Here is a 16,508-nt window from a genome sequence, read left to right on the forward strand (position 1 = left end):
TCACTCCTGTTGTATTTGGTAATATTTTAAACAAAAAGTACTATACAATGCTCATAACCGTTTTCTTTCATTCTTTTTATTTATTTTATTAATATTATACAATTTTATTGTCTTTGGCAAATATGATGCGAAAAACTTAAACACCTCTAAGTTCCATCCGGGCAAAACCACATGACCGCTATTTTTTGCTATAAATAGCTGCTTTTTAGATTTAATTAGTTTATATACGACGAAAGTGCCTTTGGGCGGACAATCCTCATCTTTAAGTCCTACCCCAATAAGAACGGGCGATTTAATCCAGCCGGCAAAATTCTTTGTATCTACATAATACAGTGATCTCATAACCTTAGTTTTATCGGACGGATGTTTTTTTAAGAACGATTTGACTTCCATATATGGACCCATCTTTGCAAGAGGCATCTGTACCGGTATATCGCTCAAAAAGGGAACATCTGCGGCGGCGGCTACGACATGATGGTCTATTGCGGCGTCGATTAATGATAGCCCTCCTCCCATACTTCCTCCTGTAACGAATATAAATTTAGAATTTATATTTTTAAAATGCTCAAGAAATCTTAACGACGATAGAGAATCCATTATTATTTTTACCATCGAAAAAGTTTTTACGCGTAGAATGCCGTTTGTCATGAGCCCCGGAAACCCGGGATTGTAAACTGACCTGCTCCTTCCGTGCCCCCTTAAATCAATAGAAAGTGCGCCGTAGCCCCTTTCTGCAAAAAAATGTGCCCAGCCCGGAGTACCATAGGAACCGTATCCATGCAATAACAGCACACCGGGATATTTTTTTCCTTTAACTCCGTATGGAATAGCAAAATAACCTTTTAACTTTAGTCCGTCATATGATGTTAAGGTTAAATCGTAGGTCTCTATTTTATTTATTTTGTCGTTATACAGCGGTTTTAGACTATAAACGACATTTTTTTTGCGAAGATTTCTATACATAGTGTTCCAGAATTTTTTAAACTTATGATATACAACTGACTTCATCATTGCCGTTTTAACATTATCCTTATAATAAACAGCATTTTTAATCGGTTTTGCAACCTCTGCCGATATAAAAAAGTGAGCATATAAAAAAAATGACGCTACAAAAATTATCACTGCAAACAGTATTACATATAAAATTTTATTTTTCATAAAATACCGCATTTTATCATAATTTTATTATAAAAATAGGTATATTTTTTGAAATATTCCAAAAATATACCTATAAACGCACCAATAAATATTATTATTATTTGAGTTAAATTTATCTTTTTACCTTTCTATTGAGTAAAGCAGCTGTACAAAAAGAAATTTTCGATTAATATTCATATATTTATAAAATAACGCAAATGCCCGTTGATTAATATATAAAATGAAAAAAGAAACATCATAATACCAATCAGCAGGCTATAATTTTATAAAAATAGACGGCTGAACTAATCAGAATTTTTACTTGACGGACGCGATGTTTTAAATTGCGCAGTCCTTGCATTTTGGCTTTTACCATAACGCTGCGGTCGGTTTTGGCTGCCGGGCGCTGCAGTGCGAGGCATTGCTGCATTATTTGTACGGGTTGTATAATAATTATTACCGGCACCGGTTTTTCTGCTATTATCATCAGCGTTTGCGCCGGCGGTATACCTTTTATTATCGGCACTGAAAGTCCTGCTGTTAGTGCTATATCCCCTGCTGCTATCGCCGGCTCTGTTAGCGGTTGTGCCTGCATATCTCTTATTATTATTATCGGCTCTGTTAGCGGTAGTGCCGGTATATCTCTTATTAGTATCAGCGGTTCTAGTGTTATCAGTATTAAAATTTGCGCTCGCAGTCCTTCTTGGCATATTCTGCCGGCGCGGCGACGAATTTTGAACTTCAGCCGGAAGATTAGCCGGCGGCACAAAACTGTCAAATACTACTTTAGGAATCTCCCGTTTAATAACTCGTTCAATTTCTTTTAAATATTGAAGCTCTTCTCTATCTACTAATGAAATAGCAGCACCGGCGCTGCCTGCCCGTCCTGTGCGTCCTATACGGTGAATGTAATCTTCGGCAACATTCGGCAATTCAAAATTTACTACGTGCGGCAGATGGTCTATATCTAATCCGCGTGAAACAATATCTGTAGCAACCAGTACAGAGAGGGAGCCGTTCTTAAATTGGGTTAGCGCTTTTGTCCTTGCAGGCTGACTTTTGTTGCTGTGTATAGCTGCCGACGAAATGCCGTCTGACAGCAGTTTTTCAGTAAGTTTATTGGCGCCGTTTTTAGTGCGTGTAAACACTAACACCTGTTTCCAGTCATAATGTCTGATGATGTGTGAAAGCAAATGGCTTTTAAGACGCTGCTGCACTAAATGCACACTTTGTTCTACAAGCTCAGACGGAGTATTCCTGCGTGTAACTTCGACAAATACAGGGTTATGCAATATACCTTTTGAAAGAGATTTAATCTCTTCGGAAAAAGTCGCCGATAGTAATAAATTCTGTCTCTGTTTGGGCAGCAATGCCGTTATTTTTTTTATATCCCTAATAAAACCCATATCTAACATGCGGTCTGCTTCATCCAGCACCAAAACTTCTACGCCGGATAAATCAAGCGTTTTTCTCGTTATATGGTCAAGCAGACGTCCGGGCGTTGAAACAACTATATCAATATGCCTCCTTAAAGATTTAATCTGAGCGAAAATACTGACGCCCCCATACATAACCATAGTTTTAAGAGAAGTATATTTCCCGTATGTTTTCACTGATTCTTCTACCTGAGCAGCCAGTTCACGCGTAGGGGTCAGTATTAAACAGCGCGGAAAACCTGAGCGGTTATTATTAACTGACGGCTTTTCCAACAGATGATGTAATATCGGCAGGGTAAAAGCGGCAGTTTTACCTGTGCCGGTCTGAGCACTTGCCATTACGTCGCCGCCTGCCAATATTAGCGGAATCGCCTTAGCCTGCACTGCGGTCGGCGTGATATAACCAGCGTCGGCAATAGCGCGCATTATCGGCTGTGATAGATTTAAATCTGCGAAAGATATAGAAGCATTATCCGCTTTGTCTGCACCATTATCCGCATTTTCCGGCATAGTTTTAAAAGGTGCCGTTTTAAATTCCGCTTTTTTTGCAAATTTTGAATCGTAGTTCTTTCCGTTTTTAAACATTTTTTTCAATACCTCCGGTACTGTTTTGACAAATCAAATAGTTATATGTTTTGACGCCATATCTATTCTCCGTATCTATTCTAAAGTTAAATTCTAAAGTTAAATAGTTAATTTAGAAATGCCTATACTTTGCTCTCTTTAAAATAACATAAAGCGAACATACTGCTTTCTTTAACAAAAGCCGTAAAGACAATGCTTCGTTCAATTATAGATAAAATAATCTTCACTCGGCTTTTTAGGCAATTTCTTCAATTTGAATTAGATAATATGAGATATAAAAATCAGGCTGTCAAAACGATAAAAAATTTAATGCGGAGTCAAAGCAAAAAATAACTATAACCATCACCGAAGCGTATTTTTCATCAGCAGATATTTTTTCAAATTTTTTTCATTTGAAAATTTGAAACATATATTTCATATTTACGTTAGTATATCATATTTTGGAAAAGTAAACTATTCTAATTTAAATAATTTCATTTTAAAACATTTAAAACCAAAGAGATTTTTATTCGCATAATTAATGATTAACTAATATGTTACTATTTATAAAACATTAGCAGCGCGAATTTCATGCTTAACTTAATAAAAAAGCGGAAAGACTTTTTCTGCACAGTCTTCCCGCTAATATTTTCACTATTGCTAATCAGCTCAACAGCAACATACTTTTTTTATAAAAGTGTCTCTGCTCTCTTGCGCATTTATTAGAATGCGAAGAATAAGCCTGTCTGCAATGTGTTGTCCTGTGTATGATTGGTAAAATCATATCCTGCATATAAATGAGCATTGTATGCCAAATTATATTCAGCCATTAGATATAATGCATCTTTTACACCATCGTTTCCATTATATGAACCAACTTGGTACAAATCATCATTATTTGGGTATGAAGAATTTAATGTTCGATCAAATGCTTCCTGAGCATCTTTATGCGCCCATGAATATGTTGCATAATCAGCATAAACCATCAAACCGTCTCCAACCTGCGGAAATAAATATCTTCCGTAAACTTCAAAGTCTGAATAGCCGTTTGAAGTATTGTTAATAGTATTATTACCTGTTAAACCATTAAATGTATTCACATTTTCATTGCTTGGTCCATATGGATTAGAGTCATTCTGTTCCATCCAAGTTGCGCCAAGTTCGTAAATGTCGTTAGCTAAATCTACGTCAATGCCGTTAACCGTAACTCTGTCAGTCCATGAACCAACAGTTTTAGCGGAGGCTGTTGTCTGAATCGGCTCTGCGATTGTTGCTCCATAGTAACCAAACTCTAACTGACCGACAGGGACTGGATAATATTCTTTTAACTGATAAGAATATTCCATTGCGTTGGAAGTTGTATCATTACTTAGAGCTGCATCATTATTTGCTAATGTAATTCCAGAGGTATTAAGATTTGGATTGTTATTAATAAAGCTACCCGCACTTCCTGCATCATTCGTCATTGTTACTTTATACCACAAATGATATCCGGGTGTTCCGTATAATTCGATACCGGGATTCTGGGCGTGAATTAAAGTACCAGCTTCGCCGTCATAACCAATGTTTAAGTCCTGACCATTACCTACCGGACCGACTGAATTCCAATCCATCATCTGTCTGTAGAAATAAGGACTTGCGGTTGTGATGATACCCATTTTTAAGTTAAGCAAATGCGGTGCTATACCGAAACCTGAACCTAAACCGTTAAGAGATGCCCATACCTGATTATTTTTTATAGCATTGCCATTTGTTGCTCCGGTATGCACATAAAAAGATATAGAATTTGACAGCGGTGAATAAATTTTGAATGCTCCGCCGGCAACTATACCTAATTTGTCGTTAAAACCGTCGGTTTGACCGGTACTTCCGTTATCAACAAACCCTGGAGTAGCAATGCCTTCATTTCCCTGATGTAAATAAGCAATATTCGCCTCAATCATGATAGGTACAGGCCATGGATTCGGCAATGACAATCCTTTTGTAATCTGTGTTGCGTCTGCAGGCGTTCCGTTTGTGCCCGGAAGTCTGAATCCGTTTCTCCAGAATGCTCTTCCGAAGGGGTTTAAATTTGGAAATACCGTGTGACAGACTGCGCATGAAAAATGATACTTCTGCGCAAAAGCAGGAATTGCGTTTGCTTTCTTAGGGACGATTGCGAAAGAAACCCCTAATACAAACAAAGCAATCAAAAACACTGTAAGTTGCTTTTTCATAATTCTCCTCTCTTTTAATTAATGATTAAATTTAATTTTAAAACGTTTAATAAATATAAAACAGTTAACGAACACGGGTTAAATAAATTTTAATTAAATGCCAAAGCACTTTTAACATACTTACGATTTATTAATATTTTCACCTCCAACACAAAATCTCAGTATATAAAATTATATTAACATATGCATAAATATTATCTTTAAAAATATTATATCACTTAATTTCTATTTGTAAATATATTATCTGCTATTTTAATAAAATATTAAAATAAATACATTATCTTTTGTGAAAATAAATTTGAATTTACAGCTTTATATTTATATCGCAAATTAATGCCGATGTCAATATTAAATCTTTTCTCTAATTCTGCAATAGAAAGTTATCTTTTGCTTAACCGAGCAAAGAAATGCATAAATATTTTCCATTGCAGGGTTAAGGTATAGTGTAGTATGAGTATGAGATGCAAACCCTTCTATTAAATAATTTCCAAACCAACTACTTATACTAATTATATTATACTAATTATACGAATATACAAACATCTAATATGCTAACATGCGATTATTCGGCAGCCCGAATATATTTTATATATAATATATATCGCAAAGCTATTATATTGTCAATATTAATTTGCTGCCATTCTAATAATTTTTTGGTATCTATTTGATAATATTTACATTTTTTTTATTATTTTTTTACGTAAACGGTGTATTCCGGTTCGGCTATGTCGTAGGAAAGAAATTCGTGACCTGTCTTTTTACAGTAGCTTTTTAAATCTTCGATTATGCCCTCGTCTGACGCCACAACTTTTAAAACTGAGCCGTCCGGAATCTTTTTAAATTCTTCCGCTACTTTCATTATAGGAACCGGACAGCTCAATCCGAATGTATCTAATTCATAATCGTAATTCATGGTCTATTTTTAAGTCTATTTTTAATTTAAGTCTATTTTTAATAAATTTTAATTCGCTTTAATTTTTTTTAAATTAAGCGTGCTCCAACTCGTCTAAGCCCTCATGTTCATGGTCGCAGGTCTCAACCTTGGCTATATGACCTTTACCGGCTTTTACGGATCTATAATCTTCTATTGCAAGATGAAGCGCATCAGCGGCTAAATTAGAACAGTGCATCTTTACTGGAGGCAGCCCGTCAAGAGCCTCCGCAACGGCAGCATTTGATATTTTTTCGGCTTCTTCAAGCGTCTTGCCTTTAACCAACTCCGTAACCATAGAACTGGTCGCAACGGCTGCGCCGCAACCGAATGTTTTAAATTTTACGTCTTCAATCTTATCGTCTTTTACTTTAATATAAATTTTCATTATATCGCCGCAAGTAGGATTTCCTAACTCTCCTATTCCGTCGGCGTCCGTTATTTCACCTACATTTCTTGGATGCTGAAAGTGATCCATTACTTTTTCAGAATATACAGGCATATTAATTTCTCCTTATTTAATTATTGTATTTATATTTAGTTTTTTATTTACCGCTTTTAGCTTCTTCATACAGCGGCGACATTTCCCTTAACTTCTGAACTATGGGAGGCAGCTGTTCCGTGAAATACTTGGCATCTTCCATGTTATTGTCTTCTCCCAGCGATATAAGCAGCGAGCCCTGCGCCAATGCGGCATCGACACCTATTGCGGTCAATACATGAGAAGATTTAAGGATTTTAGAAGTGCAGGCTGAACCGCTCGCGACCATTATCCCGCTGTTGTTGAGCCACATGAGAATAGATTCGCCTTCTATATATTTTATGACAAAATTTATATTATTCGGAAGCCTGTTCGTCCTGCTGCCGTTAAGATACACTTCGTCAATAGACGATAAAACGGTATCTATAATGTGTTTCTGAATAGGCAAAAGATGTTCTCGTCTTTTATTTAATTCATTTTTTGCAAGCTCGCACGCTGCGCCTGCTCCGGCTATTGCCGCCACATTTTCAGTTCCCGCCCGTCTTCCGAATTCCTGCACCCCGCCGTCGATCAGAGGCATTATGCGGGTTCCTTTTTTCAGATAAAACAAACCCGCTCCTTTAGGACCGTAAAACCTGTGAGGAGCTGCCGAAAGCATATCCACGCCGAGTTCTTTAACATCGGTTTCTATAAATCCGCACGAAGTATTGGCATCCGTATGCATATATGCTCCATTGCCAAACCCGTGAACTATCTCAGATATAGCTTTTATGTTTTGAATAGTGCCAATTTCGTTAGAAGCGTGCGTTATACTGACTAATATCGTATCTTTCCTCATTGCGTTTTTAACGTCGTCTGGATTTACAAAACCGTCCTTGTCAACCGGAAGAGCCGTAAACTCAAATCCGAGCTTTGTGAGCGATTTAACAGCGTTTAAGACGCTAAAATGTTCTATACCGGAAACAATTATATGTTTGCCTTGGGCCATACGCGCAAAAGCAGCGCCTTTTATAGCAAGATTGTTAGATTCCGAACCGCTTGAAGTAAATATAACCTCGTTAGAAGCGCAGTTAAATAACGAAGCAGCCTGAACGCGGGCTTTATCTAACGCCTCTCTGGGCGCATCGCCGAGATTATGTATGCTCTGCACATTTCCGTACTCCTCTATAAAAAAAGGCTCCATAGCCGACTTTACTTCCGGCCTCATTTTTGTTGCAGCAAAATGGTCAAAATTTATAGTTTTCAATTTTACCTCCATATGATAATAAGCAAAAAAGCATATAAATAATATTACCGCTATGCCTCATTCTTATTAATTTTTACTTATCTCTATTTATCTTGCTCTACTTTTATTTTTATTCTTATATTAATATTATTTATTTTTGTTGAACTATTCTATTAATCTGTGCTTCTTATTTACAGTAAAACATACATTACTAAATTAGTCAAGTATTATTGAAAAAAATGAGGGGCAAATTAAAATCTGCCCCTCATTGCTATGATAAAATTCAGATAACTATTTTATTTTAACTGTATTTTAACTGTATTTTAACGTGTATTTTTTTACATTATCCATAATTATGCTGCCTAATCAAGCAATTATTCTTAAACCTCACGATTCAAGCCCGTACATAAGTAGCGGTTTGATTGACTGCTGCTGATTAGCTAACATTCAACTCATTACTTCTTACCCATTCGTTGCCGATTATTTTAAAGAATCTAAATAAGAAGCAAGTTCAAACAATTCTTTTTTATTCAGCATTTTATGGTCAGGCATAATAGCCATGAAAGTTTTACCGTTTATTTTGACCATAGAACCGGATTTAAAATGTTTCCCCGGCGTGGCTATCTGTACTTCAATCCAGTGAATAGAATGTTTTGCAAGACCTTCTTTTGAAAGATTAGGTCCAACGTTGCCGCCTTTGCCGTCTATCGTGTGGCATGCAAAGCAATCAATACCGGGTTTATGGGAATGAATAAGCTCGCCCCCTAACTGAGCGGCGCTTAATTTCACCGGAGCAGTTAAAGCATGAACGGTAATATAACCGAAAACTATTACTAAAACAATAAATACGACTGTAATTCCTTTTTTCATATTTCCCCCTTAGAAATAAACGGATAAAAAATCCGCAATGTATTTTATTTAAATTAATTTAATTAATTTATTAGTTCCGATTGTTATTTAATTATTAAACTAATTTCATAGCTGTGTTATTAATTATATATAATATATATTAGGTTGATAATTTTATTATATTAAATTAACAACGACTAATAGGATATTAAAGAAAATACCCTATACGGTTTTAATTTTTCTCTGCCGTTTAAAAAAGCTAATTCTGCCAAAAAAGCAGCCTCTACTACTTCTGCTTTAAATTCAGATATAAGTCCGGCAACGGCGGCGGCAGTACCCCCTGTTGCAAGAACATCGTCCGCTATAACAACCCTGTCGTTTTCTTTAAGGGCGTCTTTATGAATTTCTAGCGTTGCGCTGCCGTATTCAAGGTCATAACTCATGGCATTGCACTCTGCCGGAAGTTTGCCGGGTTTTCTTACGAGTATAACGCCGCAGCCAAGTTTATAGGCAAGCGCCGAACCGAAAACAAAACCTCTAGCCTCGACAGAAACAATATAGTCTACCGATTCGCCGATATAACGATTCGCAAGCATATCAATCGTATAATTGAAAGCCTTAGAATGCGTGAGCAAAGTAGTTATATCATAAAAATTAATTCCTTTTTTAGGAAAATCAGGCACTTCGCGGATATAACTTTTTAACTCTTCAGGATTTTTTATGTTTTTCATTTTTTTAGGTTTAAGTTACATTTATATTTATTTGATTTATATTAGCTTAATTTATATTGATTTTATGTATATTGACTTTATGTATATTGATTTTATTTTTTCGTCTAACTGTTTAATGTTATATCTTAATGTTATATCTGATTTATTTTGTAATTATAAAACATCAATTTTTTTATGTCAATAATTTAATACCGAATATATAAAAATCTATCTTCATTTATATATTCCCAGCCTGAGTTTCAGTACCGTAAAAAATGCTTCAAATATAATGGACTTAGACATTTTAGATTTGCCGAATGTTCTTTCGTAAAAAATTATAGGTATCTCTTTATATGCGCATTTCTGTTTTATAATTCTGTATTTCATTTCTATCTGAAAAGCATAGCCTTTAGATTTTATCCCTTTCAAATTTATTTTCTTAAGACATTCCGCGCTATATGCGTTAAATCCTCCGGTCAAATCTGTTATATCCGAGCCTGTAATAAATTTAGCATATATATTGGCGAAATAGGAAATTAGAAGCCTGCTCATTTTCCAGTTAATAATCCTTATACCGTCTTTATAGCGTGAACCTACAACCATACCGCATTTTTCATTTTCTATTGTTTCAATAAATTTTTTTATTTCTTCAGGGTCATGTGAAAAATCGCAGTCCATTGTTATTACATAATCGTAATTATTCTCAGCCGCAAATTTGAAGCCCTGTACATAAGCCGTCCCTAAACCTAATTTTGACGGTCGTTTGAGCAAAAACAGCCTGTCCGCAAAAACATATTTCCCGTCTTTTTTTTTATTTTTTAAATCTAAAATGATTTCAGCCGTCCCATCCGGAGAATTGTCGTCAATAATCAAGAGATTTATTGATACATTATCATTATCGCCATTGCCATTTCTATCACCATCATCATACTTGTCTTTGTAATTATAGCTATCAGCTAAAAAATTGCTTTTCGCCGCATTTTCAAAAGATAAAGACAGAACGGCATTTATCATCTTTTCTATATTATCTTTTTCGTTATATGTCGGAATAACCGTCAATATTTTCATCGTTAATCAGAGAAATTTAATTGAAGAATGGCATTATTTTTTTAAGTTAATTAGAAACAAGTGATTGTTTGAAGTGATACACTTTATTATTATTTAATCGTTATTTTTTATGCATTATTCATTAATTATTATTTTTTAATTTTTATTTTATCAATATAATTTGTCAATATAATCTTTTTGACATATGTCTGAGCGCATATTTAGCATGGAAATCCTTCATAAGATAAATATAAAATTCTCTGACCGGCATAAATTTACGATAAATATCAAGCCTTCCGATAAATACTATGGATTTAAAATATTTTAAATAAGTCGAAACGGGGTTTATCATGTATTTATTATCCATGACAAACATAGCGTCTTTGCCGTCCAATCCTAAAATTTTGCTTCTGTTCTGCCATATATCATACTGATTTAAAAAACCTGAAATATTATATATATTCGCCTTTTTATCAAAAGCCGGTTTAAAATTCCCGTAAAAAACAAGCTCATCGCTTATAGCGTAATGATGGGTAAGCAAAAATAAGGAATGATATTTGTTTTTATATCCGGAATACACCATTTTCAGATATTTTGCGGAAGCCGTCCAGCCGAACAAATCGTCGGTAATATTCGCAGTCTTAGCTTTGCCGGGTATGTGCGGAATCAGTTTAAAGATGCCGCCTTTATGTAATTTATGTTCTTTATCTACATAGCTTATTATTTTTGCAACAGGTATAAAATTATAATAAATCTGATAATAAAGAACCATACTCATAAAAAAACCGATGAAAAGAGACAGGTATAAAAAAGATTTAAACATATTCAGTTTAAAATTATCCGGCTTTACAGATTTTGCAGAATTTTCATAATTTTTTATAACGGAACTTACGAAAAAACCTGCAAGCGGAAAAGCGGCTAAATAACCGATGTCTGGCCAGTGAAACAGTATCCTGTGGGAATAGCCGTTTACGATAAAAAAAACAAGTATAGGCGCTGACATACTTAGGGCATACAATATGCTTTCATTAAAAATGTTTTTATTATAAATAATGAAAATAATGTAATAGATAAAAACAAAAAATAAAGCAATATATATGAAAGGACTTATAGCAACAAACTGTTCAAGCCAGTTTTGAAAAAATAAAACGGCATTGGGAGCGGGACTGGAAAAGCCGTGCGACAGCTGAAATTTAAAAGAAATGAAATTATGCTCCATATTCCAGTAAATTACGGGAGAAAACACAATAATGGCTATCACAAGAGAAAAGTATGGATAAATTGTCTTAAGCAGATATCTGTTTTTATTAGAAAATAATAGATAGAGCAATGCAGAAGGCGGTATCAAAGCCGCCGTATATTTGCTTAAAAATGATAGTCCGAGAAAAACACCTGCTATAAGCCACCATTTAATATTTGTCTTAATATTGTCATTATTGTCCTTATTGTTCTCATTTTTAATACTGTTCTTATTATTATTGTTCTTATTGTTATTACCGGTCTTATTGTTCTTATTGTTCTTATCAATATTATTATTAATATTGATTCCTGAATTATTATCTGCCGTCTTGTTTACCGCTATATAAAAACTTATTAAAAAAAGCAGATAAAAGAACAGCAGGGGGGTATCAGGCAAAATCATCACCGAGAGGACAAGACCGAATATAGGAGCGCATAAAAAAAACAAGAATGCAAAAAAAGCTGCTCGTTTATCTTTAAATAACAGATAACTGAAATAATATATTAAAAAACCGTCAAAAAAAGAAAATATAATAGCGGTTAATCTCGCCGTCAGTTCGCTTTTGCCAAAAATATGCGTAAAAAAATAAATACAGTATGCAACAAGCGGGGCATCGTCAAGATAACCCGCTGACGGATGAAGCGACCATACATAATAGTGCGCCTCGTCGTTTCCGAGATTTAAAGTAGCGGCAAGATGTTCATGAATAAAAAAAGCGATAACTGATAAAATTACAAGCCATATTTCAAATTTATACGATTCTAAATAATCTAAAATTTCATCGGACTTTTCTTCTACCGCATCGCTTATTATATTTATTTTTTTTAAAATATTCTTCAAATTTCTCACTATTTAAAACTTTTTAAATTTAATTTTTTTGATACCTATAAACTCCGCATCTCAAGTAATTGCGCTAATACGCAGTTGTATCTGTCTTTTAATTCAATAGACGCGTCTATCGTCAAAACAGTTGCGCCGCCAGACTCTAAATCCGGTTCGTCGAGGGTTTTCTTCATTCTCAAATAGACTTCTTCATCTGCGTCCGAATAATCTTTGGTAAAATCGTTTGATTTAAAATTCTCATTCTCAACGGTTTGAGAATCTGCATGAAAGCTGCAGTCAACAGAATAACCGGAAAATTCTGAAGACTTTGCAGATTTAAAATCAGATTTTGTCTTTCTGCTTTTAAGCCGATCAATAATTATATTTTCCTTTTCTTTATATATTTTAGAGTAAATAACAATAAAATTACAGTATTTTTTAGTAAAATAATCAATAAATATTTTTCTATGCGCTGCTTCCAAAAATGTTGCATCCATGACAACGCTTTTTTTAAGTTCGACAGTTTTTTTGGATTCCTCAAATATATATTCGTAAACCTTTTTACTTATAGATTTATCATATAAATATACGTCTTCTGATGCGAATAATTCTTTTCTTATTTTATCGGAAGCAAACAGCGAAGCGTTTAAATATCTGCTTAAAAGAAAAGACAGAGCGCTTTTTCCGCTTCCCGGGAGTCCTACGTTCATTACGATAACGGGTTTTGTCAACAACTCGGCATAAAACATAGCTAAATTAAAATAATTGACTGCTTCATTAAGTTTATCCGCACCGTTTCCTTTACTATCATTGTTCTTTGTATTTTTTTCGTTTTCTTTGCTTTCTTTGCTTTCTTTGCTTTCTTCTATCTTATTATTTTCACCGTGTGTTTGCAGAATAGAGATTTTGCATCTGACAAGAGCCCTGTACAATTTGTATGCCGACATTACTTTAAATTCATATTCCCGAAATAGATAAATAAGACCGGAGCTAAAATAATTTTTGTAATAATCAAATATTTTAACGGATTCATAAAAATATCCCCTATGTTCCATATCCATCAAAAGAAAGGCAAAATCTAAATAAACATCCTGAAATCTTAATTTTTCGCTGAATTCTACGCAGTCGAGAATGCATATTCCGCTGATTTTCGAAATATTTCCGATAACTATATGCTCCATTCTTAAATCGCCGTGGCAATCCTTAATTAAACCTTTGCTTATTCTTAATTTTATATATTGAGCAAATTCACCGGAATTTATAAAATCATAAAAAATATTTTTCAGTTTTTTAAGATTATTTTGATTATATAGAGCATTTTGATTGTTTTGATTGTTTTGATTATTTAAAATTTTTTGAGCATTTAAATAATTTATATTGTTTGCATTATTTATGCTATTTATGTTGTCTGCGCTATTTATGTTATTTATGTTATCTAACGCATCAAAATTTAATTCTTTTTCTCCGCTGATAAAATTATAGACGTCTGAATAATTATCGTCAAAATTTTCTTTTAATATATCAACCTTTCCGAACATGGAAATTCTTTTTGAGCTGTTTGCGTTTTTATGAAAAAGATAAATCCTTTTAGCCGTCTTTTGCAGAATTTTATCAATATCAGTATTAAAATTAATATCAGTATCTTTATTTTTATCTTTATCCTTAGCAAAGATACCGTCTAAAAATTTATCATCTGCAACACGTTTCATCCTAACCAGATAATCTATAATTTTTCCTTTTTTATATCCCAATAGCAGACTGCCGTCATTCTTTAGCCTTAATTCAGGCATATCAAGGTATATTCCGGCGCACGATCTTCTGTTAAGTGACAATTCTTTTCTGCAGTAAAATTTCCTCTTTTCTAAAGACGTATAGTCTAAAAATCCGAAATTAACTTTTTTCTTTTGTTTGTATGCGAATTTTTGAGTGAGATAGATTAACGAAATGTGGGTTTCAATAACTTTTATTTGATTAATATTGTCGGAATTTATCGGCTTTTTTTCAAACTTTATAATGGCTTTAATAACATCTGCGCTGTTTATTTCATAGCCATTTAGTATCTCTGTATCCTGCATTTTATTAACAAAACTTTAAAGTTATGCGCCGTTCGGTTATACACTGCCAAGTTATATACCGCTGCATTTTATTGCAGACATGTTTTATATTAGTATAATAAGAATATTTATTTGATATAATATATTTTCTATATGTACTATGCTATATTTCCTCTATTTTTCCAACACGCCTGATTCTTTAGCCATTTTTTGCAATTTATCCATAGCTTTTGATTCAATCTGTCTTATTCTTTCTTTAGTAAGATTAAAAATACCGGCAATTTGATGTAATGTCATAGGTTTTTCATAATTCAATCCGTATCTCATCGTAATAATTTTTCTTTCGTTTTCTTTTAATGAAAAAAGCCAGCCGTTTAATAAATTTATAGTTTCAATTTTATTTAATATTTCATAAGGCGATGTACGTTCCTCGTCTTCTTTGACGACATTGTTTAAAGACATGTTCTGGTCGTCTTCATTCTGCGACATTGAATAGTCTAATGATGTTATGTTGGCAATAGACCCGTAAATTTTTTCAACTTTATCGGAATTAATGCCTATATATTCTGCAATATCTTCGGTATTCGGTTCATAGCCGTTTTCTTTTTCTAAATTTTTTGAGGCTTTTGAAATTTTAAACATACTTTCGGAAATATGTATCGGAATCCTGATGAGACGCGCAGAATTTAATATTGCCCTTTCTATAGCCTGCCTTATCCACCAAGTGGCGTAAGTCGAAAATCTAAATCCTTTAGACGGCTGAAATTTCTCAACCGCTTTCATAAGTCCGATATTTCCTTCTTCTATTAAGTCTTCAAAAGAAACACCTCTTCCAAGAAATCTTTTCGCAACCTGAATTACTAATCCTAGGTTTGACTGTATCATTAAATCTCTTGCTTCTTTATCGCCGTTCTGAGCTTTTAAACTGAGCTCATATTCCTCGTCTTTAGTTAAAAGCGGATGTTTATGAATATTTTTAAGATATTGGGTATAAATATTATTATTATTAAGTTCCTGATATTCAGTTTTGGGCTCATCAGGAAATATTGTATTGTTATTGTCTGTCATAATATTTTATATTATTATTGTTTTTATATTTTTAATTCTGTTTAATTATATATCTTAATATAATTAAATCAGCCTGCAAAACCTGATTTACCTATAAGTTTTACAAAATTTGCCGGCGCTATAATTTTTTTTTCTATCTTTCCGCTATTTTTCCTGATTACATAAATATTCTGCTGGCGGTCTATTTCAAGCGGCATTACCATAACGCCTCCGTCTTTCAGCTGGTCTATCAGCGGTTTTGGTATTTCAGGAGAACATGCGGTAATAATAATTCGGTCATAAGGGGCATATTCCTTAAAACCTATGGAACCGTCGCCGATTATAAATGTTATATTTTTGCGATTTAAGCCTTCAAGGATTGTCCGCGATTTTAAAGACAGCTCCCTGATTCTTTCTATAGTATAAACTTCCGATGCCAGATTTGAAAGGATTGCAGTCTGATAACCGGAGCCTGTTCCTATTTCTAATACTTTATGATTTTTATTGAGTTCAAGGACCGAAGTCATCAATGCAGCCGTATATATTCCCGATATTGTCTGTTTATGTCCTATCGGCAGAGGAGCATCGCTATAGCTCAATTCGCTAAAAGATTCTTCAACAAAGATATGACGCGGAATAGACCTTATTGCGCTTATAATATCGGCATCACAGATACCTTTAGATATAATATATGAATTAATCATTTTTTCAATCAAATTTTTATAATTTGCCATAAATAAAAATATAAA

At 33.9% G+C, this 16,508-nt stretch carries 13 protein-coding genes; all 13 read right to left on the minus strand.

What is annotated here, in order from left to right; all coding sequences use genetic code 11:
• Positions 1-51: 51 nt before the first annotated feature.
• The 13 genes from EVJ46_00250 to EVJ46_00310 all read right to left on the minus strand — a co-directional run bounded on the left by EVJ46_00250 (position 52) and on the right by EVJ46_00310 (position 16,493).
• Entirely contained in the window at positions 52-1,170 is a 1,119-nt protein-coding gene (locus EVJ46_00250) for an alpha/beta fold hydrolase (GenBank protein RZD16708.1), read from the minus strand.
• 272 nt (positions 1,171-1,442) lie between these two features.
• Positions 1,443-2,999 (minus strand): DEAD/DEAH box helicase, encoded by a 1,557-nt coding sequence (locus tag EVJ46_00255; GenBank protein ID RZD17432.1) that lies wholly within the window; start codon positions 2,997-2,999, stop codon positions 1,443-1,445.
• Between the two features lie 860 nt (positions 3,000-3,859).
• Complete coding sequence (locus EVJ46_00260) at positions 3,860-5,353, minus strand: hypothetical protein (GenBank protein RZD16709.1); 1,494 nt, start codon at positions 5,351-5,353, stop codon at positions 3,860-3,862.
• Positions 5,354-6,041: 688 nt separating this feature from the next.
• Entirely contained in the window at positions 6,042-6,266 is a 225-nt protein-coding gene (locus tag EVJ46_00265) for a sulfurtransferase TusA family protein (protein RZD16710.1), read from the minus strand.
• Between the two features lie 73 nt (positions 6,267-6,339).
• The gene (nifU, locus tag EVJ46_00270) at positions 6,340-6,786 is read right to left on the minus strand and encodes a Fe-S cluster assembly scaffold protein NifU (protein ID RZD16711.1); all 447 of its coding nucleotides are present in this window, start codon (positions 6,784-6,786) and stop codon (positions 6,340-6,342) included.
• Positions 6,787-6,829: 43 nt separating this feature from the next.
• Positions 6,830-8,023: a cysteine desulfurase gene (locus EVJ46_00275; GenBank protein RZD16712.1), complete on the minus strand. Its 1,194-nt coding sequence runs from the start codon at positions 8,021-8,023 to the stop codon at positions 6,830-6,832.
• Between the two features lie 447 nt (positions 8,024-8,470).
• Positions 8,471-8,860 carry a cytochrome c gene (locus EVJ46_00280; protein RZD16713.1) on the minus strand — a complete coding sequence of 130 codons (390 nt, stop codon included), beginning with the start codon at positions 8,858-8,860 and terminating at the stop codon, positions 8,471-8,473.
• 176 nt (positions 8,861-9,036) lie between these two features.
• Complete coding sequence (locus EVJ46_00285) at positions 9,037-9,570, minus strand: adenine phosphoribosyltransferase (protein RZD16714.1); 534 nt, start codon at positions 9,568-9,570, stop codon at positions 9,037-9,039.
• Positions 9,571-9,783: 213 nt separating this feature from the next.
• A complete protein-coding gene (locus EVJ46_00290; protein RZD16715.1) occupies positions 9,784-10,617 on the minus strand; it encodes a polyprenol monophosphomannose synthase in 834 nt (277 codons plus the stop codon).
• 163 nt (positions 10,618-10,780) lie between these two features.
• Positions 10,781-12,685, minus strand: coding sequence for a glycosyltransferase family 39 protein (locus EVJ46_00295; protein ID RZD16716.1), 1,905 nt, complete (start codon positions 12,683-12,685; stop codon positions 10,781-10,783).
• Positions 12,686-12,720: 35 nt separating this feature from the next.
• Positions 12,721-14,733 (minus strand): hypothetical protein, encoded by a 2,013-nt coding sequence (locus tag EVJ46_00300; protein ID RZD16717.1) that lies wholly within the window; start codon positions 14,731-14,733, stop codon positions 12,721-12,723.
• Positions 14,734-14,886: 153 nt separating this feature from the next.
• On the minus strand, positions 14,887-15,780 hold the full coding sequence (locus EVJ46_00305) for an RNA polymerase sigma factor RpoD/SigA (GenBank protein ID RZD16718.1): 894 nt from the start codon (positions 15,778-15,780) through the stop codon (positions 14,887-14,889).
• 68 nt (positions 15,781-15,848) lie between these two features.
• Positions 15,849-16,493, minus strand: a complete 645-nt coding sequence (locus EVJ46_00310; GenBank protein ID RZD16719.1) for a protein-L-isoaspartate(D-aspartate) O-methyltransferase — start codon at positions 16,491-16,493, stop codon at positions 15,849-15,851.
• Between the last annotated feature and the right edge of the window lie 15 nt (positions 16,494-16,508).

This window comes from Candidatus Acididesulfobacter guangdongensis (genome assembly GCA_004195045.1).
In the GTDB taxonomy this organism is placed as follows: domain Bacteria; phylum SZUA-79; class SZUA-79; order Acidulodesulfobacterales; family Acidulodesulfobacteraceae; genus Acididesulfobacter; species Acididesulfobacter guangdongensis.